Annotated in this window: 18 protein-coding genes and 1 riboswitch; of the genes, 14 read left to right on the top strand and 4 right to left on the bottom strand. The window is 46.4% G+C overall.

Annotated features, from left to right (window positions below; genetic code table 11):
• Positions 1 to 94 precede the first annotated feature (94 nt).
• The 4 genes from C7R91_RS22880 to C7R91_RS22865 all read left to right on the top strand — a co-directional run bounded on the left by C7R91_RS22880 (position 95) and on the right by C7R91_RS22865 (position 4,576).
• On the top strand, positions 95 to 1,507 hold the full coding sequence (locus tag C7R91_RS22880; protein ID WP_047067284.1) for an FMN-binding glutamate synthase family protein: 1,413 nt from the start codon (positions 95 to 97) through the stop codon (positions 1,505 to 1,507).
• Positions 1,508 to 1,513: 6 nt separating this feature from the next.
• Positions 1,514 to 2,308 carry a YqjF family protein gene (locus C7R91_RS22875; RefSeq protein WP_047067282.1) on the top strand — a complete coding sequence of 265 codons (795 nt, stop codon included), beginning with the start codon at positions 1,514 to 1,516 and terminating at the stop codon, positions 2,306 to 2,308.
• Between the two features lie 127 nt (positions 2,309 to 2,435).
• Positions 2,436 to 3,611: an acyltransferase gene (locus tag C7R91_RS22870; protein WP_047068597.1), complete on the top strand. Its 1,176-nt coding sequence runs from the start codon at positions 2,436 to 2,438 to the stop codon at positions 3,609 to 3,611.
• 62 nt (positions 3,612 to 3,673) lie between these two features.
• A complete protein-coding gene (locus C7R91_RS22865) occupies positions 3,674 to 4,576 on the top strand; it encodes a DMT family transporter (protein WP_047067280.1) in 903 nt (300 codons plus the stop codon).
• Positions 4,577 to 4,706: 130 nt separating this feature from the next.
• Here the strand turns inward: C7R91_RS22865 and C7R91_RS22860 are convergent, their stop codons facing one another.
• Complete coding sequence (locus C7R91_RS22860; protein WP_047067278.1) at positions 4,707 to 6,014, bottom strand: aminotransferase class I/II-fold pyridoxal phosphate-dependent enzyme; 1,308 nt, start codon at positions 6,012 to 6,014, stop codon at positions 4,707 to 4,709.
• A 177-nt stretch (positions 6,015 to 6,191) separates the two neighbouring features.
• Between C7R91_RS22860 and def the strand changes: the two genes are divergently transcribed.
• The 3 genes from def to C7R91_RS29465 all read left to right on the top strand — a co-directional run bounded on the left by def (position 6,192) and on the right by C7R91_RS29465 (position 8,013).
• Positions 6,192 to 6,719, top strand: a complete 528-nt coding sequence (gene def, locus C7R91_RS22855; RefSeq protein ID WP_047067276.1) for a peptide deformylase — start codon at positions 6,192 to 6,194, stop codon at positions 6,717 to 6,719.
• Between the two features lie 30 nt (positions 6,720 to 6,749).
• Positions 6,750 to 7,760, top strand: coding sequence for a homoserine dehydrogenase (locus tag C7R91_RS22850; RefSeq protein WP_047067275.1), 1,011 nt, complete (start codon positions 6,750 to 6,752; stop codon positions 7,758 to 7,760).
• A gap of 100 nt (positions 7,761 to 7,860) precedes the next feature.
• Entirely contained in the window at positions 7,861 to 8,013 is a 153-nt protein-coding gene (locus tag C7R91_RS29465; RefSeq protein ID WP_162837735.1) for a hypothetical protein, read from the top strand.
• 67 nt (positions 8,014 to 8,080) lie between these two features.
• On the opposite strand, the gene C7R91_RS22845 is transcribed toward C7R91_RS29465, so the two are convergent.
• The gene (locus C7R91_RS22845; RefSeq protein WP_047067273.1) at positions 8,081 to 8,794 is read right to left on the bottom strand and encodes a CAP domain-containing protein; all 714 of its coding nucleotides are present in this window, start codon (positions 8,792 to 8,794) and stop codon (positions 8,081 to 8,083) included.
• Between the two features lie 7 nt (positions 8,795 to 8,801).
• Positions 8,802 to 8,957: riboswitch (cyclic di-AMP (ydaO/yuaA leader) on the bottom strand.
• An 84-nt stretch (positions 8,958 to 9,041) separates the two neighbouring features.
• On the bottom strand, positions 9,042 to 9,386 hold the full coding sequence (locus tag C7R91_RS22840; RefSeq protein ID WP_236697786.1) for a rhodanese-like domain-containing protein: 345 nt from the start codon (positions 9,384 to 9,386) through the stop codon (positions 9,042 to 9,044).
• A 425-nt stretch (positions 9,387 to 9,811) separates the two neighbouring features.
• Here C7R91_RS22840 and C7R91_RS22835 point away from each other — a divergent pair, with 425 nt between their 5' ends.
• Positions 9,812 to 10,015, top strand: a complete 204-nt coding sequence (locus tag C7R91_RS22835; RefSeq protein ID WP_007729289.1) for a cold-shock protein — start codon at positions 9,812 to 9,814, stop codon at positions 10,013 to 10,015.
• Positions 10,016 to 10,183: 168 nt separating this feature from the next.
• On the opposite strand, the gene C7R91_RS22830 is transcribed toward C7R91_RS22835, so the two are convergent.
• Entirely contained in the window at positions 10,184 to 10,630 is a 447-nt protein-coding gene (locus tag C7R91_RS22830; protein WP_047067271.1) for a hypothetical protein, read from the bottom strand.
• A gap of 132 nt (positions 10,631 to 10,762) precedes the next feature.
• On the opposite strand from C7R91_RS22830, the gene C7R91_RS22825 reads away from it, so the two are divergent.
• From C7R91_RS22825 to C7R91_RS22800, 6 genes are all read left to right on the top strand, one after another.
• On the top strand, positions 10,763 to 11,485 hold the full coding sequence (locus C7R91_RS22825) for a 2-phosphosulfolactate phosphatase (RefSeq protein WP_047067269.1): 723 nt from the start codon (positions 10,763 to 10,765) through the stop codon (positions 11,483 to 11,485).
• 80 nt (positions 11,486 to 11,565) lie between these two features.
• On the top strand, positions 11,566 to 13,155 hold the full coding sequence (locus C7R91_RS22820) for a catalase (RefSeq protein WP_047067267.1): 1,590 nt from the start codon (positions 11,566 to 11,568) through the stop codon (positions 13,153 to 13,155).
• A gap of 144 nt (positions 13,156 to 13,299) precedes the next feature.
• A complete protein-coding gene (locus C7R91_RS22815) occupies positions 13,300 to 13,875 on the top strand; it encodes a TetR/AcrR family transcriptional regulator (protein WP_047067265.1) in 576 nt (191 codons plus the stop codon).
• Between the two features lie 78 nt (positions 13,876 to 13,953).
• Positions 13,954 to 16,068, top strand: a complete 2,115-nt coding sequence (locus tag C7R91_RS22810; protein WP_047067263.1) for an RCC1 domain-containing protein — start codon at positions 13,954 to 13,956, stop codon at positions 16,066 to 16,068.
• A 162-nt stretch (positions 16,069 to 16,230) separates the two neighbouring features.
• Positions 16,231 to 16,614, top strand: coding sequence for a BlaI/MecI/CopY family transcriptional regulator (locus C7R91_RS22805; RefSeq protein WP_047067261.1), 384 nt, complete (start codon positions 16,231 to 16,233; stop codon positions 16,612 to 16,614).
• Between the two features lie 14 nt (positions 16,615 to 16,628).
• Positions 16,629 to 18,824 (top strand): M56 family metallopeptidase, encoded by a 2,196-nt coding sequence (locus C7R91_RS22800; RefSeq protein WP_047068595.1) that lies wholly within the window; start codon positions 16,629 to 16,631, stop codon positions 18,822 to 18,824.
• Positions 18,825 to 18,837: the final 13 nt, after the last annotated feature.

The raw sequence follows: 18,837 nt of genomic DNA, 5'->3' as shown, positions 1-18,837 counted from the left end.
CTCGGATAAAAGTGGCATGATTGGGGCAAAATTTTCCTATCTCACAAGCCTAGTAACAAGCAGCAGCGCTCTGACAGTTGGAAGGAGAGAGAGGATGGCGAGCAACTGGATTCCGTTTTTGATCGGCTCCTTTGTAGGATCAATGGCAGCACTCATCGTGGTGGGACTGCTTTTGATCTGTCTTTTTCGCCCTCTTACCCAGTGGGTGCTCGCTAAGTTCATGAAGCGCCTTATGTCAGACCGCTATCCGGAAAATATTTTTGAGATGGTCTCCGCAATGACCAAAGTCAGTCCACGCTACGTTCTGGAGAACAGCTTGCGAGCAGCTACTGGACAAGCCATTGAGCGTCCTTTCGGAAGTCCACGCAAGTTCTTGAACTTCGATAGCTTGATATTTTCTCCTGCACAGATAGCCAAGATGCCTTCGAGTGAGGATGCAGAAGTGGATATGCGAATTACGATTGGACCCATGGCAAAAAAGCCGTTAACCTTGGACATTCCGCTCATGGCAGGGGCAATGGGATACGGTATTGGCGTAAGTGCCGATGTGAAAATCGCGATGGCAAAAGGAACGGCCGCAGTGGGGAGTTTGACGAATACGGGTGAAGGTCCGTTACTGCCGGAAGAAAGGAAATATGCCAAACATCTGATTCTCCAATACAACTCGGGAAAGTGGGCAAAGGAGCCGGAAATTTTGCGACAAGCGGACGCCATCGAAATCCATTTTGGGCAGGGGGCGACTGCAGCTGCCGCGAGCTTTATCCCCGCTGAATATATCCAGGGAAGAGCTGCTGAAATCATGGGGGTTCAGGATGAAGAAATGATCGTCATTCCCTCGCGGCACCCGGAAGTATCGAAGCCGGAGGATCTCAAGAAGCTCGTAGACACGTTGCGCACAATAACAGACGGCGTTCCGATTGGCGTCAAAATCTGTGCCAGTGCCATTCTTGAAAAAGACCTGGAGATTGTAATCCAAGCAGGTGTAGATTTTATCAGTATTGATGGCGGACAAGCGGGGACAAAAGGAGGACCTCCCATTCTTGAGGATGATTTCGGTTTGCCGACGATTTATGCCCTGACCCGCGCCGTGCGCTATTTGAAGAAAAAAGGTGTGAAAGAACGAATTACCTTATTGTCTGGGGGCGGATATAATACCCCGGGTGAGTGCTTGAAAGCTCTTGCTTTGGGAGCAGACGGCATCTTTATGGGGACGGCTGTTTTGTGGGCGATGACTCATGATCAGGTGACAAAAGCAATACCATGGGAACCGCCGACAGAGCTGATCACCTATCCAGGGAGCTTGAAAAACAAATTCGACCCCGATTCAGCCGCGAAATACTTGACTAACTTTTTTCTTTCGTTTGTGGATGAGATGGAAATTGCCATCCTCGCACTGGGGAAAACGTCTCTTCGTGAAGTGACCGCAGCGGATCTCGTCTCACTCGATGAGATGACGAGCAAAGTGACGAAAGTACCCCTTGCCTATCATTCATCCTCTTCCAGTTAAAATCGCTTGATCGACGTACGAATGGGAGGGATTCGTATCGAACAGAGGATCATCCAAATCAAGTCGCCTGCACACTACAACGGATGGACCATGACGCAGACGTGGGAGCATCTTCTTTTTTTACATTGGGCGATTTCCCCGGCGTCTATCGAAGCGCTGATTCCAGCAGGGCTTGAGCTCGATACCTACGATGGCAAGGCCTGGATCAGTATGATCCCGTTTTTGCTGAGTGGCGTGCGTCTGCGTCGGATGCCATCCGTACCATTCACGACGACTTTTCCTGAAATCAATGTTAGAACGTATGTGAAAGCGAAAGGGAAGACGGGCGTGTATTTTCTTTCGCTAGATACGTCGAATCCTTTAGTGATTAAGATTGCGAAATTTTGGTACCGACTGCCGTATTATCGGGCCCAAATGACTTTTCATCGCCAAGTGGATCAGATCGATTTTACCTCTCGACGTCTGTCTGGTCTACCTCAGTCTCCCTCGTTCGAAGGCAGCTACCAGCCTCTCGCTGACAAATTTTTAGCCAAAGAGGGAACGCTGGTGCACTGGCTGACGGAGCGATACACGCTCTTTTGCAGCTGTAACAGAACGAAGCAAATGATGTTTGCGGATGTGGTACACGAGCCGTGGCAGCTACAGGAGACAGCCTTTCATATTCGTGAAAACTCGATGACCGAAAACCTTTCGATCCCACTCACGGATTCTCCGCATCTAGCACTGTATTCACGTGGGGTACAAAGTCTGATTTGGCCGATTCGAAGTCTAGCGGATCTATCTGCGGATCAAGATGGATAGTAGCGACTGATACCGCTCCATAGGGTATCAGTCTTTTTGATTTGAGACTTGCCAGACTGACTTTTGGTCGGTAAGATGGAAGGTAGCACTTTTTTTCGTAAAAACAGGAAGGATATGGTATTTGGTTATGGCTCGAAAAGAACGAATTGGTGAGTTGGATCTGATCCGGGCCTTTGCATTCTTGGCTGTGGTTTATCAGCATGTCATTGGTGTGTATATTCGGGAGCCGGGACTGACAGAGCAGGTGTCGATCATCTACGGAATGCTGTTTCATTTGCTAAAATTCGCGGTACCAGCATTCATTTTCATCACGGGTCTTGTTTTGTTTTACAACTACTCTGAAAAAGTGAACTACATTTCCTTCACGCGTAAACGAATAACCGAGATTTTGGTTCCGTATGGAATATGGTCGGTGGTCTATCTTTACTTGATGAATAAGCCTTTGGGTGAGGGAGCAGCGTTCGTCTGGAATGTAAGCAAAAATTTTCTGACAGGGACATCCTCGTATCATCTGTGGTTTGTCGTGATGATTTTTCAGTTCTATCTTTTGTATCCATTTTGGCAAAAAGTATTTGAACTTTTCCGCAGATTCGTGACAAGCCGTTTTCGTCTCATTGTCGCCCTTGGTGTCACCGGATTGATTTATGGAGGTCTCATGTGGTTTTCAGCGCGGTACATCCCGGCCCACGGCTTCCGATTCGATATGAATTGGCTTGATACGTATTTCATCAAATACCGCGATCGAAATGCGTTCTATTATTTCTATTACTTTTTGTTCGGTGGCTTAGTTGCCTTCAGTTTGCCTGCATTTCGTGCCATCCTGAAAAAATACTGGCAATGGATCATTGCTTCGGTTGCTGTCCTGTACGCAGTTATTGGCTATGAACTTTTCCGTGATTCAGGGCAAGGCCAGATCAATTTAAACGTAGCGACATCCTTGAAACCGTCCATGTTCCTGTATACGATGGCTTGCTTACTGGCTGTGTACGCGCTCTGCCTATGGATGAGCAAAAAGCAGTCCAAATGGACACATTGGCTAGGGCTCCTTGGGAAATATTCGTACGGAGCGTATTTGATTCATGCGCTGATCTTGACGTACTTGATGAAGCTTTTGCGCGAGCTTCAGCTTTTTCACACGGGCGTGTGGGGAAGTATGGTAGCATTCGTCTTGTGCTCCATTCTTTCTTTTGCCATATCCTATGGGCTGGGAAAACTGCCGTTTGGTTCCTTGTTGGTGGGAGCAGCAGAGAAAAAGACAAAAAAGATCCCGTCCTCTCAAAAGGAATGGCAAAACGCAGGTTAATCGCAAGCAGTTTGGCCAGATGTAGAGAATTTGCAGGAGGTTGAAGGGAGAAGCGAGCCGTCATGCTGTTAGCTTACATTCAGTTAGCCTTGGCTATGGCCTTGGTCGGAAGCAACATCTCCATCGGGAAAGAAATCGTTTCCCATGTTCCTGTGTTTTTGTTTTCGGAGCTGCGCTTTTTACTCGTGATCGTCATCCTATTGCCGCTGCTTGCTATGCGTGGGGAATGGAAAACATCTTGGAGCCGTGAGGAAGGCAAGGTGTTATTCTGGCAGTCGTTTTTCGGCGTGTTTCTGTTTAGTATTTGCATGCTGTACGGCGTTCAGTCGACGACCGCTACGGCAGCCGGTATCATTACGAGTACGGTACCTGCCTGTATTGCTTTGTTTTCTTTCTGGATTCTCAAGGAAAAATTACAGGCTAACAGCTTAGTGGCAATTGGTCTTTCAGTGGGCGGTATCGGATTCATTACGTTCACAGGAAGCGGAGGGGAGCAAAACTGGGTAAGCATGCTTGGCAATTTGCTTGTATTTTTTGCAGTCGTCAGTGAAGCCCTTTTCACGATTTTCGCCAAAAGACTGTCGGGGAAAATTACCCCTTTTCAAATGACGGCTGCGATTAATGTCATCAGCTTTGTCTTGTTTCTTCCGTTTGCGATCTGGGAAAGCTTGCGGTTTGATTGGGGTACCGTACCAGCAAATGTATGGTGGCTTCTTGTGTACTATGCGTTTACGGCCAGCGTCTTATCCTTCTTTCTCTGGTACAAAGGAGTGGAGAAGGTGGAGGCTTCCAAAGCGGGCTTGTTCACCGGAATGATGCCGATAAGTGCTGCTCTCGTGGCTGTCCTTTTCTTGAATGAAACATTTACTTGGATGCACGGAGTGGGAATGATTCTGGTGCTCGCCTCCATTTTTATTGGTACACAGCAGCCTCGGCTTATGCGTTCGTCGATTGAAAGCGAATAGAAATAGCATGATGGAAAGGTCTCGGAAACCCTCGTTTTATACGTCTTGGGTAACCGGGGCTTTTTTTGAAAGAAAACGAAAAGCGCCCTGACACGAGGTCAAGACGCTTTTGTAATAGAGCAAGTTACATTTATTTGGTCGCTGCATTTTCCAAATCTTTGACACCGCTGTAGACCAAGTCGAACAAGTCCGCAATGTTTTCTTCTTCAATGCAGGAGAAGGCAATGCGCAAATCGGTTTGACCGAGAGCGATCGTACCGACGCCATACTGTTCCAGCAAGTGCTGGCGCAATGTTTCCGCTTCGACAGTCTTTAGCTTGAGGCACATGAAGTAGCCGGAGTTGAAAGGATAGTAGGTCCACACGTCATCGTATTTACCGCTGTCGAGCACTTCCTTGGTGCGGTTGGCGCGACCTTTCATGATATCGAATTTCTCCTGTTTCTGTGCTTTGTACTCCGGTGCAGTGATTGCCTGCAGGACGAATGTTTGGGAAGGATGCGATCCGCTGGAAAGTGTCGCGCGGATGATTCCCATAGTCTTCTGCTCCAAAGCGCTGAGCAAGTCGCTGGATGGGGATGCATACGTAATGAAGCCAACACGGAAGCCCCATACGTAATCCTCTTTGGTAGCCCCATCTACTTTTACAGGCAGAATGCGAGGGTGAACGTCGCACAGGCTAGCGAAGAGAGATTCGTGCATCGAATCTTCGAAGAACAAGCCGAAGTATGCGTCATCTGTCACCGCAACAATGTTGATTCCAGCCTCTGCGCCTTCTTTGAGTGCAGCGACGATTTGTTTTCCTTCCTCTGGACCTGGTGTATAGCCCGTTGGGTTATTCGGGAAGTTGAGTACGACGATGGCTTTGCCTTTGTCTTTTTGAGCGAGAATGGCATCACGCAAAGCAGCAGCATTAAATTTCATCTCGTCGTTATACAATGGGTAGTAGACCATCTCCGCACCACGGCGGATCGAAAACGTAAGCTCGTAGTTTTCCCAGTTTTTATCCGGGATGATAACACTATCGCCACTGTCAGCGAACAAGTCCGACACGATGCTCAGACCATGGGTCAATGCGTTTGTAACGATTGGGTTACTAAACGTATGAGTAGCCAGTGCAGGCTGTTCCTCGATCATTTTTTTACGCCATGCTGCACGCAGCTCAGGTTTTCCTGCTGGGGGAGCATATTCGTAAATGTCTTTTGGCTGGTAAGCAGACAGGTTATCCTGGATGACCTTAAGGTGCATCGGTTGACCGTTTTCCAGTGCAATCCCTATGGTTGCATTGTACTTTTTCGCTTTTGCTTTCGCTTCTGCCGACTGGCTGAGAATCCCCTCTTTCGGGAAATAAATCAGCTTGGCGATATTGGACAGCATTTCATATACGTGTGGGTTTTCTCGTTGGATGGTTTCGTTCAGCGTTGATGCCAATGAATGCATGGTAGCCTCCCTTTTCATATACAAACATCTATCTTTACCAATAAAGATAGCGTATCTACATGCATTTGTCACCCTTGCCCAGGGGATATTTCAGATTTTGCGAGGTTCCTTTTGACAGAGAGGATCGTATTTGCTACCTTGATATCGAAAACTGAGTAATGCGGGAGGGAGAAATAGATGGCTGAACGCATGATCGTTCGCCTGGGGGACCCTATCTTGCGTGAAACTTCAAAAAGAGTACCATCCATTACTCCGCAGGTTGAAAAGATATTGAATGATATGACCCAAACGATTTACGCTGCGAAAGGTCGGGCAGGCTTGTCTGCGATCCAGATTGGCATCCCCAAGCGTTTAGTCGTGATGGATTGCGGCAGCGGCTTGATTGAACTGATCAATCCGGTGCTGATGGAAAAATCAGGTGAGCAGGTAGGGCAAGAAGCTTGTCTTTCGATACCAGGTGTTTTTGGAATCGTTCGTCGGGCGAGTTATGTCAAAGTTCAGACGTTGAACCGCCAAGGAGAAACGAAGACAATTGAAGCCGAAGATTTCCTTGCTCGGTGTATTCAGCACGAGATGGACCATTTGGAAGGAATTTTGTTTATTGATCATACGGAAGAGCTCTACTCAGCAAAAACAGGAAAGAAACTGAATCGTAAGGATTTGCACCGCTTACAAGCTAAGAGTGGGAAAAAATGGTGGGAATAACCGGAGCATAAACAACAAGGAGATTGACTCATGAAGCGTTGGAATATTATGTTAACAGGCTTTGGAACAGTTGGGCAACAGGTAGCCAGACTGCTGGAGCAGCGACGGGAGCGGTATCGCGAGCTATATCAAGCGGATGTCAGACTCGTGGGAGTCGTTCGTTCAGCTTCTGGCCTCTATGATGAGAATGGAATCGATTCAGGAAAATGGGAAGACTATGCTCATACAAAACAAGCAGGGAATCCATCTTGGAACGCGCTGGAATTTATCAAGTCAGCTCAAGCAGACGTGCTCATCGAGGCAGGTCCATCTGAAAAAGAGGGAGGACCCGGTCTGACTTATATTCGTTATGCATTGGAAAATGCTATGCATGCGATCGCAATTTCAAAAGGCGCGCTTGTTGTCGATTATGCTGGCTTAGCCGCTCTAGCCAAAAAACATGGCGTCGCGTTGAAAGTGAGTGGAGCAACAGCAGCAGCCCTGCCGACGATTGATCTTTTGCAGTATAACTTGGCAGGCTGTGAAGTAAAGCGAGTCGAAGGTATTTTTACGGGAACGACGAACTTCGTGCTCACAAAAATGATGGAAGAGGGGCTCACCTGTGCAGAAGCAGTCGAGCTCACTCAGAAGATGGGGATTGCCGAACCCGACCCTTCTTACGATATCGATGGGTGGGATACAGCTTCGAAGCTCACGATCTTGGCAAACGCTGCTTTTGGCGGGCAAGTAAATCTAAAGGATGTCGCACGTGCAAGTATTCGCGAAATAACCTCGTTACAAATCGAGACATGGAAAAAGCATACGAAGATTCCTAAGCTGATCGGAACGATCCAAAAGGATGCGAATGGCACGCTTACTGTAGCAGTTGAGCTGTGTGCGGTGGATTTTACCCATCCGTTTGCATCTGTATCAGGTACGACAAAAGCCATACGAGTAGAAACAGATGTCATGGGGGATTTATTAGTCGTTGGAGGAAAATCAGATCCTGTCGCGGCAGCAGCGGCTGCCTTAAAAGACCTTGAACATATTATGAGCAGATAGGTTCATTTGCATGTGCTTCCAGTGTTCCTTAGGAATGAGTCGTTTAGAACCGCGTGCATACTAGTTATGTACCACCAAAAACGGCGAGGGGGCCATACGGATGAAACAATCGTCTGATGTCAATGCCGAGCTGCAGCAAGTATCCGCTTACCCAACCAAGCAAGAAATGGATCAAAAGGGCGTTGCTTTGCTGGATGAGCAGGAAAGCTGCTGTACCCCCAAAAAACAGGCGGCAGAAGAGCAGCGGAAGTAACGTCTACACGAAAAAAGCCGGGTCTCAATTACGAGACACCGGCTTTTCGTTTATCAGGCGGTATGTTCTACCCGATAAATTCTTGTACCCAGTAGCCATTTGTGAAGCCTACACCAATTTTTGTGAACGAAGGGTTCATAATGTTTTGGCGGTGGCCTTCACTGTTCATCCATTGTTGCATGACTTCTTGTGGACTCTGTTGACCCATGGCGATATTCTCACCTGCGGTCGAGTACTGAATGCCATACTGCTTCATCATGTCAAATGGGGAACCGTACGTAGGGCTGTTGTGGTCAAAATAGTTGTTAGCAGACATGTCTTGTGCTTTTGCCAACGCTACTTTGGACAGTGCTGCATCCATTTGAACAGGCTTGAGACCTGCTTTTGCACGTTCTTGGTTCACCAAATCCGCGACTTGTTGCGCAAAATCACCAGCTTTTGCTTGATCCGCTTGATTTACTGGAGCAACAGGCTGAGTGACGTTATTGCTAGGTTGCGCTGGTGCAGCTTGAACTGGTGCTGGTTGAACCGGAGTTGGTTGTACCGGTGTCATTGGCTGTTGTACTGGCATTGGTTGTCCAGGGGCAAAGCCTTGTTTTTGTTGATAGAAGTTCCAAAATGGTTGGGAATTTGGAGCTTTTTGGAATTGTGGCATATAATATTGGAATTGTCCGCTAGGAACAGGGCAATTAGAAGCAGCCGAAGCAGAAGAAGCAAACCCTGTCAAAGCCAAGCCCAGACCAAGAGTCATCGCGATTGAAACAGAACCAAAACGTTTCATTAAACAAATCTCTCCTTTTTTTTGCCTACGAGGTTAGTTGTCGGATTCGGATTGAGGAAACAACCCTACGCCAGTCGGCGATTCACCCCAATGTGGAATAGCTCATCCACAAAAAAGTCCCCCGCACTTCCTTTTCACCAGGAAGTCTCGGCTTATTTCGTTTGGCATGAACAACGATATCAGACAATCCCAATCGAAATAAAGGAGTAATATATGGCAAACAGCTAGAATCGTTGATAAATTAGGCTCATTTCGTTTCGCTTGATTGTTCCTTCCAGGCGGTTAAGCCGCCTTCTAATGCATTTGCATGAAAACCATGCTCACGAAGCAGAGCGGCAGCTTTTTGAGCTTTGTTACCTGTTGTACATAAGGTAACGATCTGTACATTTTGCGCGAGCTTTTCGGTTTCTTCATCGAGTGGTTTGTCCTGTTCTTTCATTAGAAGATAAGGGACGTTTCGTGCCGATACGTTTTCGTGAACAAGGCTGCCGGAAAGAAATTTTTCGGCGTCACGCACGTCCAATAACAGTACAGGCACTCTTTTTTCAAGCATCTCGGATAATTGAATGGTTGTTAACGTATAATTTTGCAATGTAATCCCTCCCAATCCTATTGTAACAGAGTACCGCCTCGTCCAGAATAAGGATGAACGGTTGCTTTTATTGGACAACCATGGTAGAATGAGGTTGCTACTTGAAAAATTGATACCTATCATTCATCGAGGTGTATGCTGATGGATAACATTTTTGAATCCCCGATTCACACTGGCGCGGTCATCGGAGCCGCAAGGATGGAAGAGAGGAAGGGCTTTCATTGTTTTAGGTTTTCAAAAGGTTTAGTTTTTTATTTTGCAGTTCCGTCCTATGACATTCACATATTTGCCGAGTAGGTAAAATTCACATATCATGAAGGCGTATCATAGCACATGATCTGGTATTTCTTCATGATATGTGAGCTTTATTTGCTTCGGTAAATATGACTAGCATATTCAAATTGAATTTTTGGAGGTTTTTTTAAATGCAAACGAACGGAACAGTAAAATGGTTTAACGCAGAAAAAGGTTTCGGTTTCATTCAAGTAGAAGGCGGAGACGATGTATTCGTACACTTCAGCGCAATTCAAGGTGACGGTTTCAAAACTTTGGACGAAGGTCAAAAAGTTCAATTCAACATCGTTCAAGGCAACCGTGGCCCACAAGCTGAGAACGTAGTAAAACTGTAAGTCTCCTTTTAAAAGAAACTGTCCTTTTACGGGCAGTTTCTTTTTTGTCGTAGGACGTTGAAGTAAAAAGGCGTTGGGATCGTTCCCAGCGCCTTTTCCAGCATGCAATCATTAAAAAAGGAACTATGGCGTCCCGCCATAATTCCTCATTTTCTTCCTGCAAAATAGTTAAATACAAGTATCGATTTCGACAGTTTGGAATTGACTGTCAAGAACGGAAAGGCCGACCACTTGACCGCCACCGATGGAAGTACGGCCATAAGTGGTGAGAAGGACATTTTCGTTGTTATCTGCTACGGTAAGGCGAACTTCATAGTGGAAAGAAGCGGGGACCAGCGCATTGAAAGCAGTGCGAGTATTCGCTGGGATAAATTGCGTGATGTCAAGCAAGGTGCTAACTGGATTCGTTTGCGTAACTGCGTTACCCCAGTTCAATACTTGCACACGTACTTCAACATCTTCTGTATTCAGATTTACTAGGTCGAGGTGAGCTGTGATAGCGACTCCAAGGTTGTTTTGCAAAATACCAGTTGTTCTCACAGTATTTCTTTTTGGGCGTCTGTGACTTCTTCTTTCAGTATTACCTTGATCGTCGTCGTGTTCGATTTCAGACATCCATGTTCACTCCATTCTTGTGTAATCTAGTGGGACAATAATACGATATTGTTTCTTGTCTTGATTTGTAACGGCGAACGTAAGGGGACGAGTAACTATTTTTGATAGAGGACGGTGGAGGGCTTGGGAGAAATGCCTGTATGCAAACAACTAGACTATACGGCTCGATTTGATTGGGGGTACGAAGGGGTGGAACAGGTCGGGGCAGCATCGGATATGATCGTCATTATCGATGTGCTCTCTTTCAGTACGTGTGTCGATATTGTAACGGGACGTGGAGGTATCGTCTATCCTTATCAGGTAAAGGATGAGTCAGCCATTGCATTCGCCAAACAAAAAGCAGCGTTGCTCGCTGGAAAACGCGGGGAACCAATCTCTCTTTCACCCGCTTGTTTAAAAACAATACCCAGGGGAAGTAGAATGGTGTTACCCTCGCCAAACGGGTCGACCTGTACCGTATTGGCAAAGAAAACAGGGGCAAAGGTAATCGCCGCGTGCTTGCGAAACGCGCCATCCGTCGCCAGATACATACAGCAGCAGAAAGGAACAATAACGGTCATTGCTTGTGGCGAGCGGTGGGGGAATGGAGCATTGCGACCTGCTATTGAAGATATGATTGCGGCAGGTGCGCTGCTTCACGAATTGGAGGGGTATCGATTGTCACCAGAGGCTGAAATGGCGGTGGCTGCCTTTCGAACTGCTCAAGGTCATCTTCCCGCTTACTTGCAGAAATGTGCTTCCGGCCAAGAACTGATCAGCATGGGGTACCCCGAAGATGTCGCACTTGCAGCACAATGGAATCAGAGCTGCACGGTTCCAGTGCTTAACAATGATTTTGCTTACGAAGCGATTTAGTCTTTTCGCATAAAGAATCCCTCATTCGGTAACCATGGTTATGAACCACACATGAGAAAAACTGGACAGGGAGGATTCATATGGATGACAACAGCAAGTCCATTAACCAGTCAGAAGAAAATATCCTGACGAATCGCCAAGGCCATCCGATCACAGACAACCAGAACTTGCGGACCGTTGGAAATCGCGGGCCAACCGTTCTGGAGAATTACGACTACCTTGAAAAAATCACGCATTTTGATCGTGAGAAAACACCTGAGCGTGTCGTGCATAGTCGAGGTGCAGGAGCACATGGCTATTTCGAAGCGTATGGAACCGTAGGTAATGAGCCGATTTCTACGTACACGAGGGCAAAGCTGTTTTCGGAGCGAGGGAAAAAAACACCTGTGTTTGTGCGGTTTTCTACGGTTAATCATGGTACACATTCGCCCGAAACATTGCGCGATCCACGCGGGTTCGCGGTGAAGTTTTATACAGAGGACGGGAACTGGGATCTGGTTGGCAATAACCTCAAAGTTTTTTTCATTCGGGATGCGATGAAGTTTCCTGATCTTGTACATGCGTTCAAGCCTGACCCTGTCACAAACATCCAAGACGTGGAACGGATCTTTGACTTCATCTCGAATACGCCTGAGGCCATGCATATGATCACGTTTTTGTTCTCCCCGTGGGGAATTCCAGCGAACTATCGGCAAATGCAAGGCTCTGGCGTAAACACGTACAAGTGGGTAAACCATGAAGGAAAAGCGGTCCTGGTCAAATACCATTGGCAGCCGTTAGCGCAAGGGATTAAGAATTTAACACAAAAACAGGCGGAAGAGATACAAGGGAAAAACTTCAATCATGCCACGCAGGACTTGTATGAAGCAATCGAACGAGGAGAATATCCGGAGTGGGAAATGTGCGTCCAGATCATGAGTGATGACGATCATCCTGAGCTCGATTTTGATCCACTTGATCCTACGAAAATATGGCCTGAAGATCAGTTCCCTTTTCTTCCGGTAGGCAAAATGGTTTTGAACAGAAACCCGGATAACTATTTTGCTGAGGTCGAGCAAGCTGCTTTTGGGACAGGTGTTTTAGTGGATGGACTTGATTTTTCTGATGACAAGCTACTGCAAGGAAGGACCTTTTCCTACTCCGATACGCAACGTTATCGGGTTGGCGCCAACTATTTGCAGCTTCCGGTCAACGCTCCCAAAAAGCATGTAGCTACCAATCAGGAAGGCGGTCAAATGCTGTATCGAGTCGATCGGACCCAGCGGCATATTAACTACGAGCCATCAACGATTGGCGGATTGCAGGAAGCCAAGCAAGCAGCTCCTGATCATCAGCCAGAAGTGGAAGGGAAGGTCGTTCGTCAAAAGATTGATCGCACCAACGATTTCAAACAAGCGGGAGAACGTTATCGCCTCATGGAAGACTGGGAAAGAGAAGACCTCATTGCCAATCTGACGGATGCACTCCTCTCCTGTGATCCTCGCATTCAAGAGAAAATGCTTGGCTACTTTTCGCAATGTGACGAAGAGTACGGTCAGCGTTTGAAAGCTGGAATCGCACAGGGCAATGGCGGAAACGGCAAAGAGATGGGCGGACCGATGGGCGCAACGAATCCCGGAGCGGCTGTCAAGGAAGCCGAACAGAAGTCTCGACCGTCCAAGCCTTACTGATGACCCAGTGAACAACAGGACTGAATGAACAGCGGAGCTTTGCCGAATTTATGGTAAAGCTCTTTTTTGTATCTGGTTGCAATTTTACTTAACAATCAGTAGGCTAAAACGTATCGGATCGATTTACCAAAGGAGACGTCATTCATGTCAAAGGATAATAAAACACATCAACATATTGTAGATGCAGCCTTTCAATTGTTTGCGGAGCATGGGATTGAAAAGACGAGTCTGACGATGATTGCTACAGAAGTAGGGATCACGAAGCCGGCGATCTACTACCACTTTGCATCAAAGGAAGCGCTTCTCGATTATTTGTTTGATCAACTGTTTGGGAACTATACATTTGCCCATTTTTTCACGATAACGGATTTTACAGCTGATAATTTCGCGAAACTCCTTATCGAAAATGGGTTGAAGCTATTGCCGAGCGAGGAAGAGGATTATGCTGTTTTACGTGTCTTCAATCAATTTCTGCTGTCTGTCAGTCAAAAAGAGAAGTACCGTGACAAGCTGCGTCTGATGCAAGAAGATTTTTTGCAGGGCTTTACCTCCTTACTGGAGCGAGGGATAGAGTTAGGTGTCGTCAAGCCTGATCGTGTCGTAGCAAAAGCTCATATTCTAGCACTCGTCGTCGATAACATCAGTAATTACATGCTGATGGGGATTGAGCTCGATCAAAGGGATATCTGGACTGAAACAGTGAGAAGCGTGCTAAAGTAATCGAAAAAAACAGTGACGCAATTCGAGTTGCCAGCGTCTTACAATTGTTTACATTAGACGATGGCGAGGAGATTCATGATGGTACGAACACAGAAATGGGTAGCATTATTGAGCTATACCGCGGTACTCTCCCTATTGACGACGGGTGGGGTCGTTGCTGCATCCCCTGCAAAAGTAGCTTCCCAAAAAGCAGAAGCATCGGTTGGCGTGACGGGCAATACCGAGGTGAAGCTACAGGCTTGCAGTCAAAATAATGCGAAAGCGGATCTTTCGAACATTACGACAAAGTCCTGGAAGGCATTGGAAAACAAGCCGGTACTGGAAGGGATTGCTTCGATTGCAACAGGCGTCATTTTTGATGAAGCGGGCTATGGATGGAGGCCAGGCATTTCTTATGCCTTCACCGAGGATGGGCAAGTGTGGAAATGGGGCTTTCAATCTGACAAGAAGTATGAACCGCACAAGCTAGCCGGGATCAAAGATGCCAAGCAAGTCATGACGGATTATGTCCTCACGAGCGCCGGTGAAGTATGGCAGATCGATGAGAAGAAAGCACCAGAAAAACTGGCCGGTCTGGATAAAATCAAGAACATTCAACAGCTCGACCTTCATGAAGGCGTACTCTTTTTACTGAAAGAAGACGGTACTGTACTGAAATGGGAAAAAGGAACGAAAGCAGCCGAAAAGGTGACGAAGCTCTCGAAAATCCATGACATGCATAGCTCAGCCTTTTCCTTGTTTCTGGTAGATGACCAAGGGAAGCTTCTTTATCTCGATGGCAAATCCGGAGAGCTGAACACTGAAAATCTGCAGGTCATGGATATCCCCGGAAAAGTCAAACAGGTAGCCGTGGATTACACGGATCGCGCCTTGATCCAAACAGAAAAGGGCGAAGTGTACAGCTACGATGCAAAAGAAAATGAAAAAGTAGTGCGTGCTGCTGATGCTGATGGTGCCACGCATATGGCAGTTGGCGGAGAAGGATTGTACTTTATCGTAAAAGCGGACGGAACTGTTTGGGGCTGGGGACATAATACACTTGGAATGCTCGGTGCGAATCTGGAAAATGAGATCGAGAAGCCTGTCAAAATAGCAGGTCTTGCTGATGTTACAGACGTAAAAGCGGGTACCGACCATGTGATTGCTCTCGATAAAAAAGGGAACGTCTATTCATTCGGCAGCAATATGACAGGACAACTGGGGCGAATCCCTGTTACCTTTGACAAATGGACTGAATTGGGCGAATTACGGGATGTAAAACAGGTAGTAACTGAGCTGGATCGACCGTACTTCGTTCGTAAGGATGGTTCTGTATGGGGTTTTGGCGCGGATCGTGTGCCATATGAAGTGAAAGGACCTACGAAAGTAAAAACAATGGATAGCATCCTGGATTCTCCGGTTACCTTGAATGAGAACGGACAAATCCAGTTGTGGACAAGTGATTTTAGCAGCTGTGAAACATTGGCGTTGCCTTCTCGCATCAAGGATTTTGTTGGTGGAGAGAAGCATCTCTTGTTGCGTACGGAAGATGACCAATTCCTGACTGTGGAATTCCGTTATGATTCCGCAGAACGCGGAGGGGGATATGTCATCAAGAACTTGCGCCCCAAAAAAGTGGAAACCCTCAAGATCGATCCAAAAATGGCTGCTGACGTAACCAAGCTTTACGCCAATCTTTATACGTTTTTTGCTGTGACGAAAAATGGTCAGGTATTGTACGCAGAACAGAAGAATGATGAACCGTTCACTTCATTTGCGCCAATAGCTGGTTTGGAAGGAATTCGTGAGCTTGCGCCTGAATATTTTGTCCGCCATACAAAGGATATCGCATCCGTTTGGGCAATCAATGATGCAGGCAAGGTTCAGGAAATTCAGGTTTACCCTGAGAACGAAGGAAATGACGCTGGAGCCATCAAAGCGAAGCTGGAACCTAAAACGGAAGAAGGCATTGCCATGATAAGCGGACGTTTACGGATTACCAAGGATGGGCAAATCTTCGAACACGAATGGGAACCACTTCAAAAGCAAAAAGTGGCGGCTCCCGTTAAATTGATTTCCTCCTCGTATAACTATGCGATTGAAGGACCAGGCTCGCATTATCATGTGCTGGTCACCGAAGATGATAAGATCGTATTGATTGGCGAGAATCCATACGGAAAAGCTGAGCTTCAACCAGGTATGGTCAGACAATAAAAGACGGGAAGAGACGGCACAGTGGAGCAATCATTTCCACTGTGCTTCTTTTTTGCCGTTTTTTGAATGGATGGAAAAAGATGGTTGACAGTTTAAATTTACAATTGTAATATTTTATCAGAAGTTGAATTTACAACTGTAAATATAAGAGGTGACAACGTGATGAGCAACATGCCGAAAATATCGGAGGCGGAGTGGGAAATCATGAAGGTGATTTGGCGAGACCATCCAGCGACAGCGGAGCAAATCATAGAGCGCTTACCAGCCGATATCGAATGGACAGAGCAAACGGTACGCACGTTTTTGAACAGGCTGCTCAAAAAGAAGGCAATCAGCTATGAAAAATCTGGCCGCAGCTACCGATATTTCCCACTCGTCCAAGAAGATGAATGCAAACGTGCGGAAAGCGAATCCTTTTTGAAACGAGTATTTAACGGCGCAGCAGGCACGATGATGACCAATTTTCTCGAAGATGTGCAGCTATCCAACGAAGAAATCGACAAGCTGCAAAAAATACTGACGGAAAAACAAAAGAAGAAGCCGTGATGAGGGAGCAGTACATGGATATTCTAGGGAATGTTTTTTTGTGGATGTGCTACGCTTCGCTGGGGGCGAGCCTGGTAGCTATTTTGCTGGTAGCCATAAAAAAAGGAGTTCGCCAAGCGATCAGCTGGCGCATGCATCATTTGTTATGGTTCATCGTTTTGGCACGCCTAATGATTCCCGTGCTACCGGAGAGTTCCTTTAGCCTCTTCACTTGGATTTCCTGGGCGAGTAACGGGTTGGCAAGTAACGGGATATCGGTCACCCAGCCGCTCTCCGCCTCTATCGCACCAGAAGTGACACAAACGGAACCTCGTGGTATTCCAGCTAACACTGGCTTGGCTTTACAAGGTGACAATGGCGGGGTCATGCAAGTCGGAGCTGTCGAGGGTAATAAAATGGGTGCTGCATCCACTCATGCTGCCTATATTCACATTTTGGCGGGAGTGTGGCTTATCGGCGTAGTCATTTTGTTGGCGAGACTATTCATTTACTTGTATAACATGCACACCAAAGAACGCTTTTTGATACGGGTGACAGATGAAAGAGTAACGACCATCATGAATGCGTGCAGAGAGAAGTTTGGTGTAAAAAGGGAAATGCCCGTCTACACAGGAGCACTAGCGAAGGGACCGCTAATCTCGGGGATCTTTTCACCATGGGTTTATTGTCCGCGGGATGTATACCAATCGTTGTCAGATGGCGAGTTGTATCACGTCTTCGCTCATGAGCTCGCTCACCACAAGCGCAAAGATTTGTTGTGGAGCTTCCTCGGTTCCCTAGCACTCGCGATCCATTGGATGAATCCGCTAGTATGGGTATGGATTCGAAAAATGAAGGCAGATATGGAGCTTGCGTGTGATGAATATGTTTTGGAAATTCTGGGGGAAAAAGAATCGATTCCCTATGGCATGACACTGCTTTCATTTGCGAGACAAATTTCAGAGAAAAGACCCATGCCGTATCCACTCTATTTTCACCATTCCCATCATTCTAATCAAATGAAAAGGAGAATTCAAATGATTTCCACGTTCAAAAAAGGCTCCGCAAAGTTATCAGCAGTAGCCATTGCATGCGGGCTAGTTATTAGTGCAGTCACACTTACAAACGCAGCAGAGCCGTCAACACTTCAGATGCCTGTAAAACAAGAGGATAAAATGCGCCCCTTGTTTGGGGAAACACCCGTCAAGGGGACGAATCGGCTGGAAAAAGCTGAAAAACTTGCTGGTTTTACTTTCAAAGTTCCGTCTTATTTGCCACCAGAAGTTACCTATCAAAACAGCATTATCTATCGCTCGGAGGAATCTGGACCTTCGGATAACAGCGTGCTCCATTTTTTTCAAAGTCCCGACACCAGGCTCAAAATAGAAACGAGCACAGTCGAAAGGACCCAGGAATCTTTACAAGTAAGATCGGAAGACGGTAGTACCATCTCCACACTCTCAGCAGAAGAAGACCTATCCGCGAATGGAAAAACCGTAAAAGTTATCATAAGAAAGACAACTTCTGGTGAAGGTTCTATCGATCAAGAAGTATTATATTTCTGGAGTGATGAAGGTCTCTATTATTCTATCGAAGTAGATGGCCACTTAGAAAATGAGGAGATCGTAAAAATCATCGGATCGTTTCAATCGCCAAATGAAGAACTGAGAAAAAGGTACGTCAATTACAACTTTATGAATAGCGATATCCTTGATTTAGAGGATCTGGAGTATTTCTCAGAAATAATCGGCTTTGCTCCCGTTTTTCCTTTGGATTTGCCATCCGGTTATAAAGTGACAGATGCTTATGTCAGTAAAAAGCTCAATTTTAGTTACCCTGAAAACGAAGAGGATAAACACAAGCGCACCATTCATATCACGTTTGAAAATCCTGAAAAACCAAAAACGATTGTGCTGTTTGCCCAAATCAAGGACAAATCCATTGTGGAAAACATGAGAAAAACAAAAAAGGTCCCTTTTGAGAGAATAGACGGGGTAAAATTTGAAGTTCCTGTCACTTCTTTGAATATTAGTGGCCAAGAAGTATTCCGCACAGCGCCCTATAAAATCGATGATACAATGAGTAGCCCAAAAGAGAAATTCAACCATACGTATTTTTGGTTAAAAGAAGATGTCTGCTATAAAGTGACGTTCAAAGAAGTGGAAGCGGAGGTACAACAGCAAGTGGTAGCAGCTCTGGTAAAGGAAAAGGCAATTGAAAACCATTTCTAAACAGCAGATGGAA

Origin of the sequence: Brevibacillus formosus, from assembly GCF_003013405.1 — a bacterium.
Taxonomy (GTDB): Bacteria; Bacillota; Bacilli; order Brevibacillales; family Brevibacillaceae; genus Brevibacillus; species Brevibacillus formosus.
Note: the sequence above shows the minus strand (reverse complement) of the source record. Positions and strands in the feature narration are given on the sequence as shown.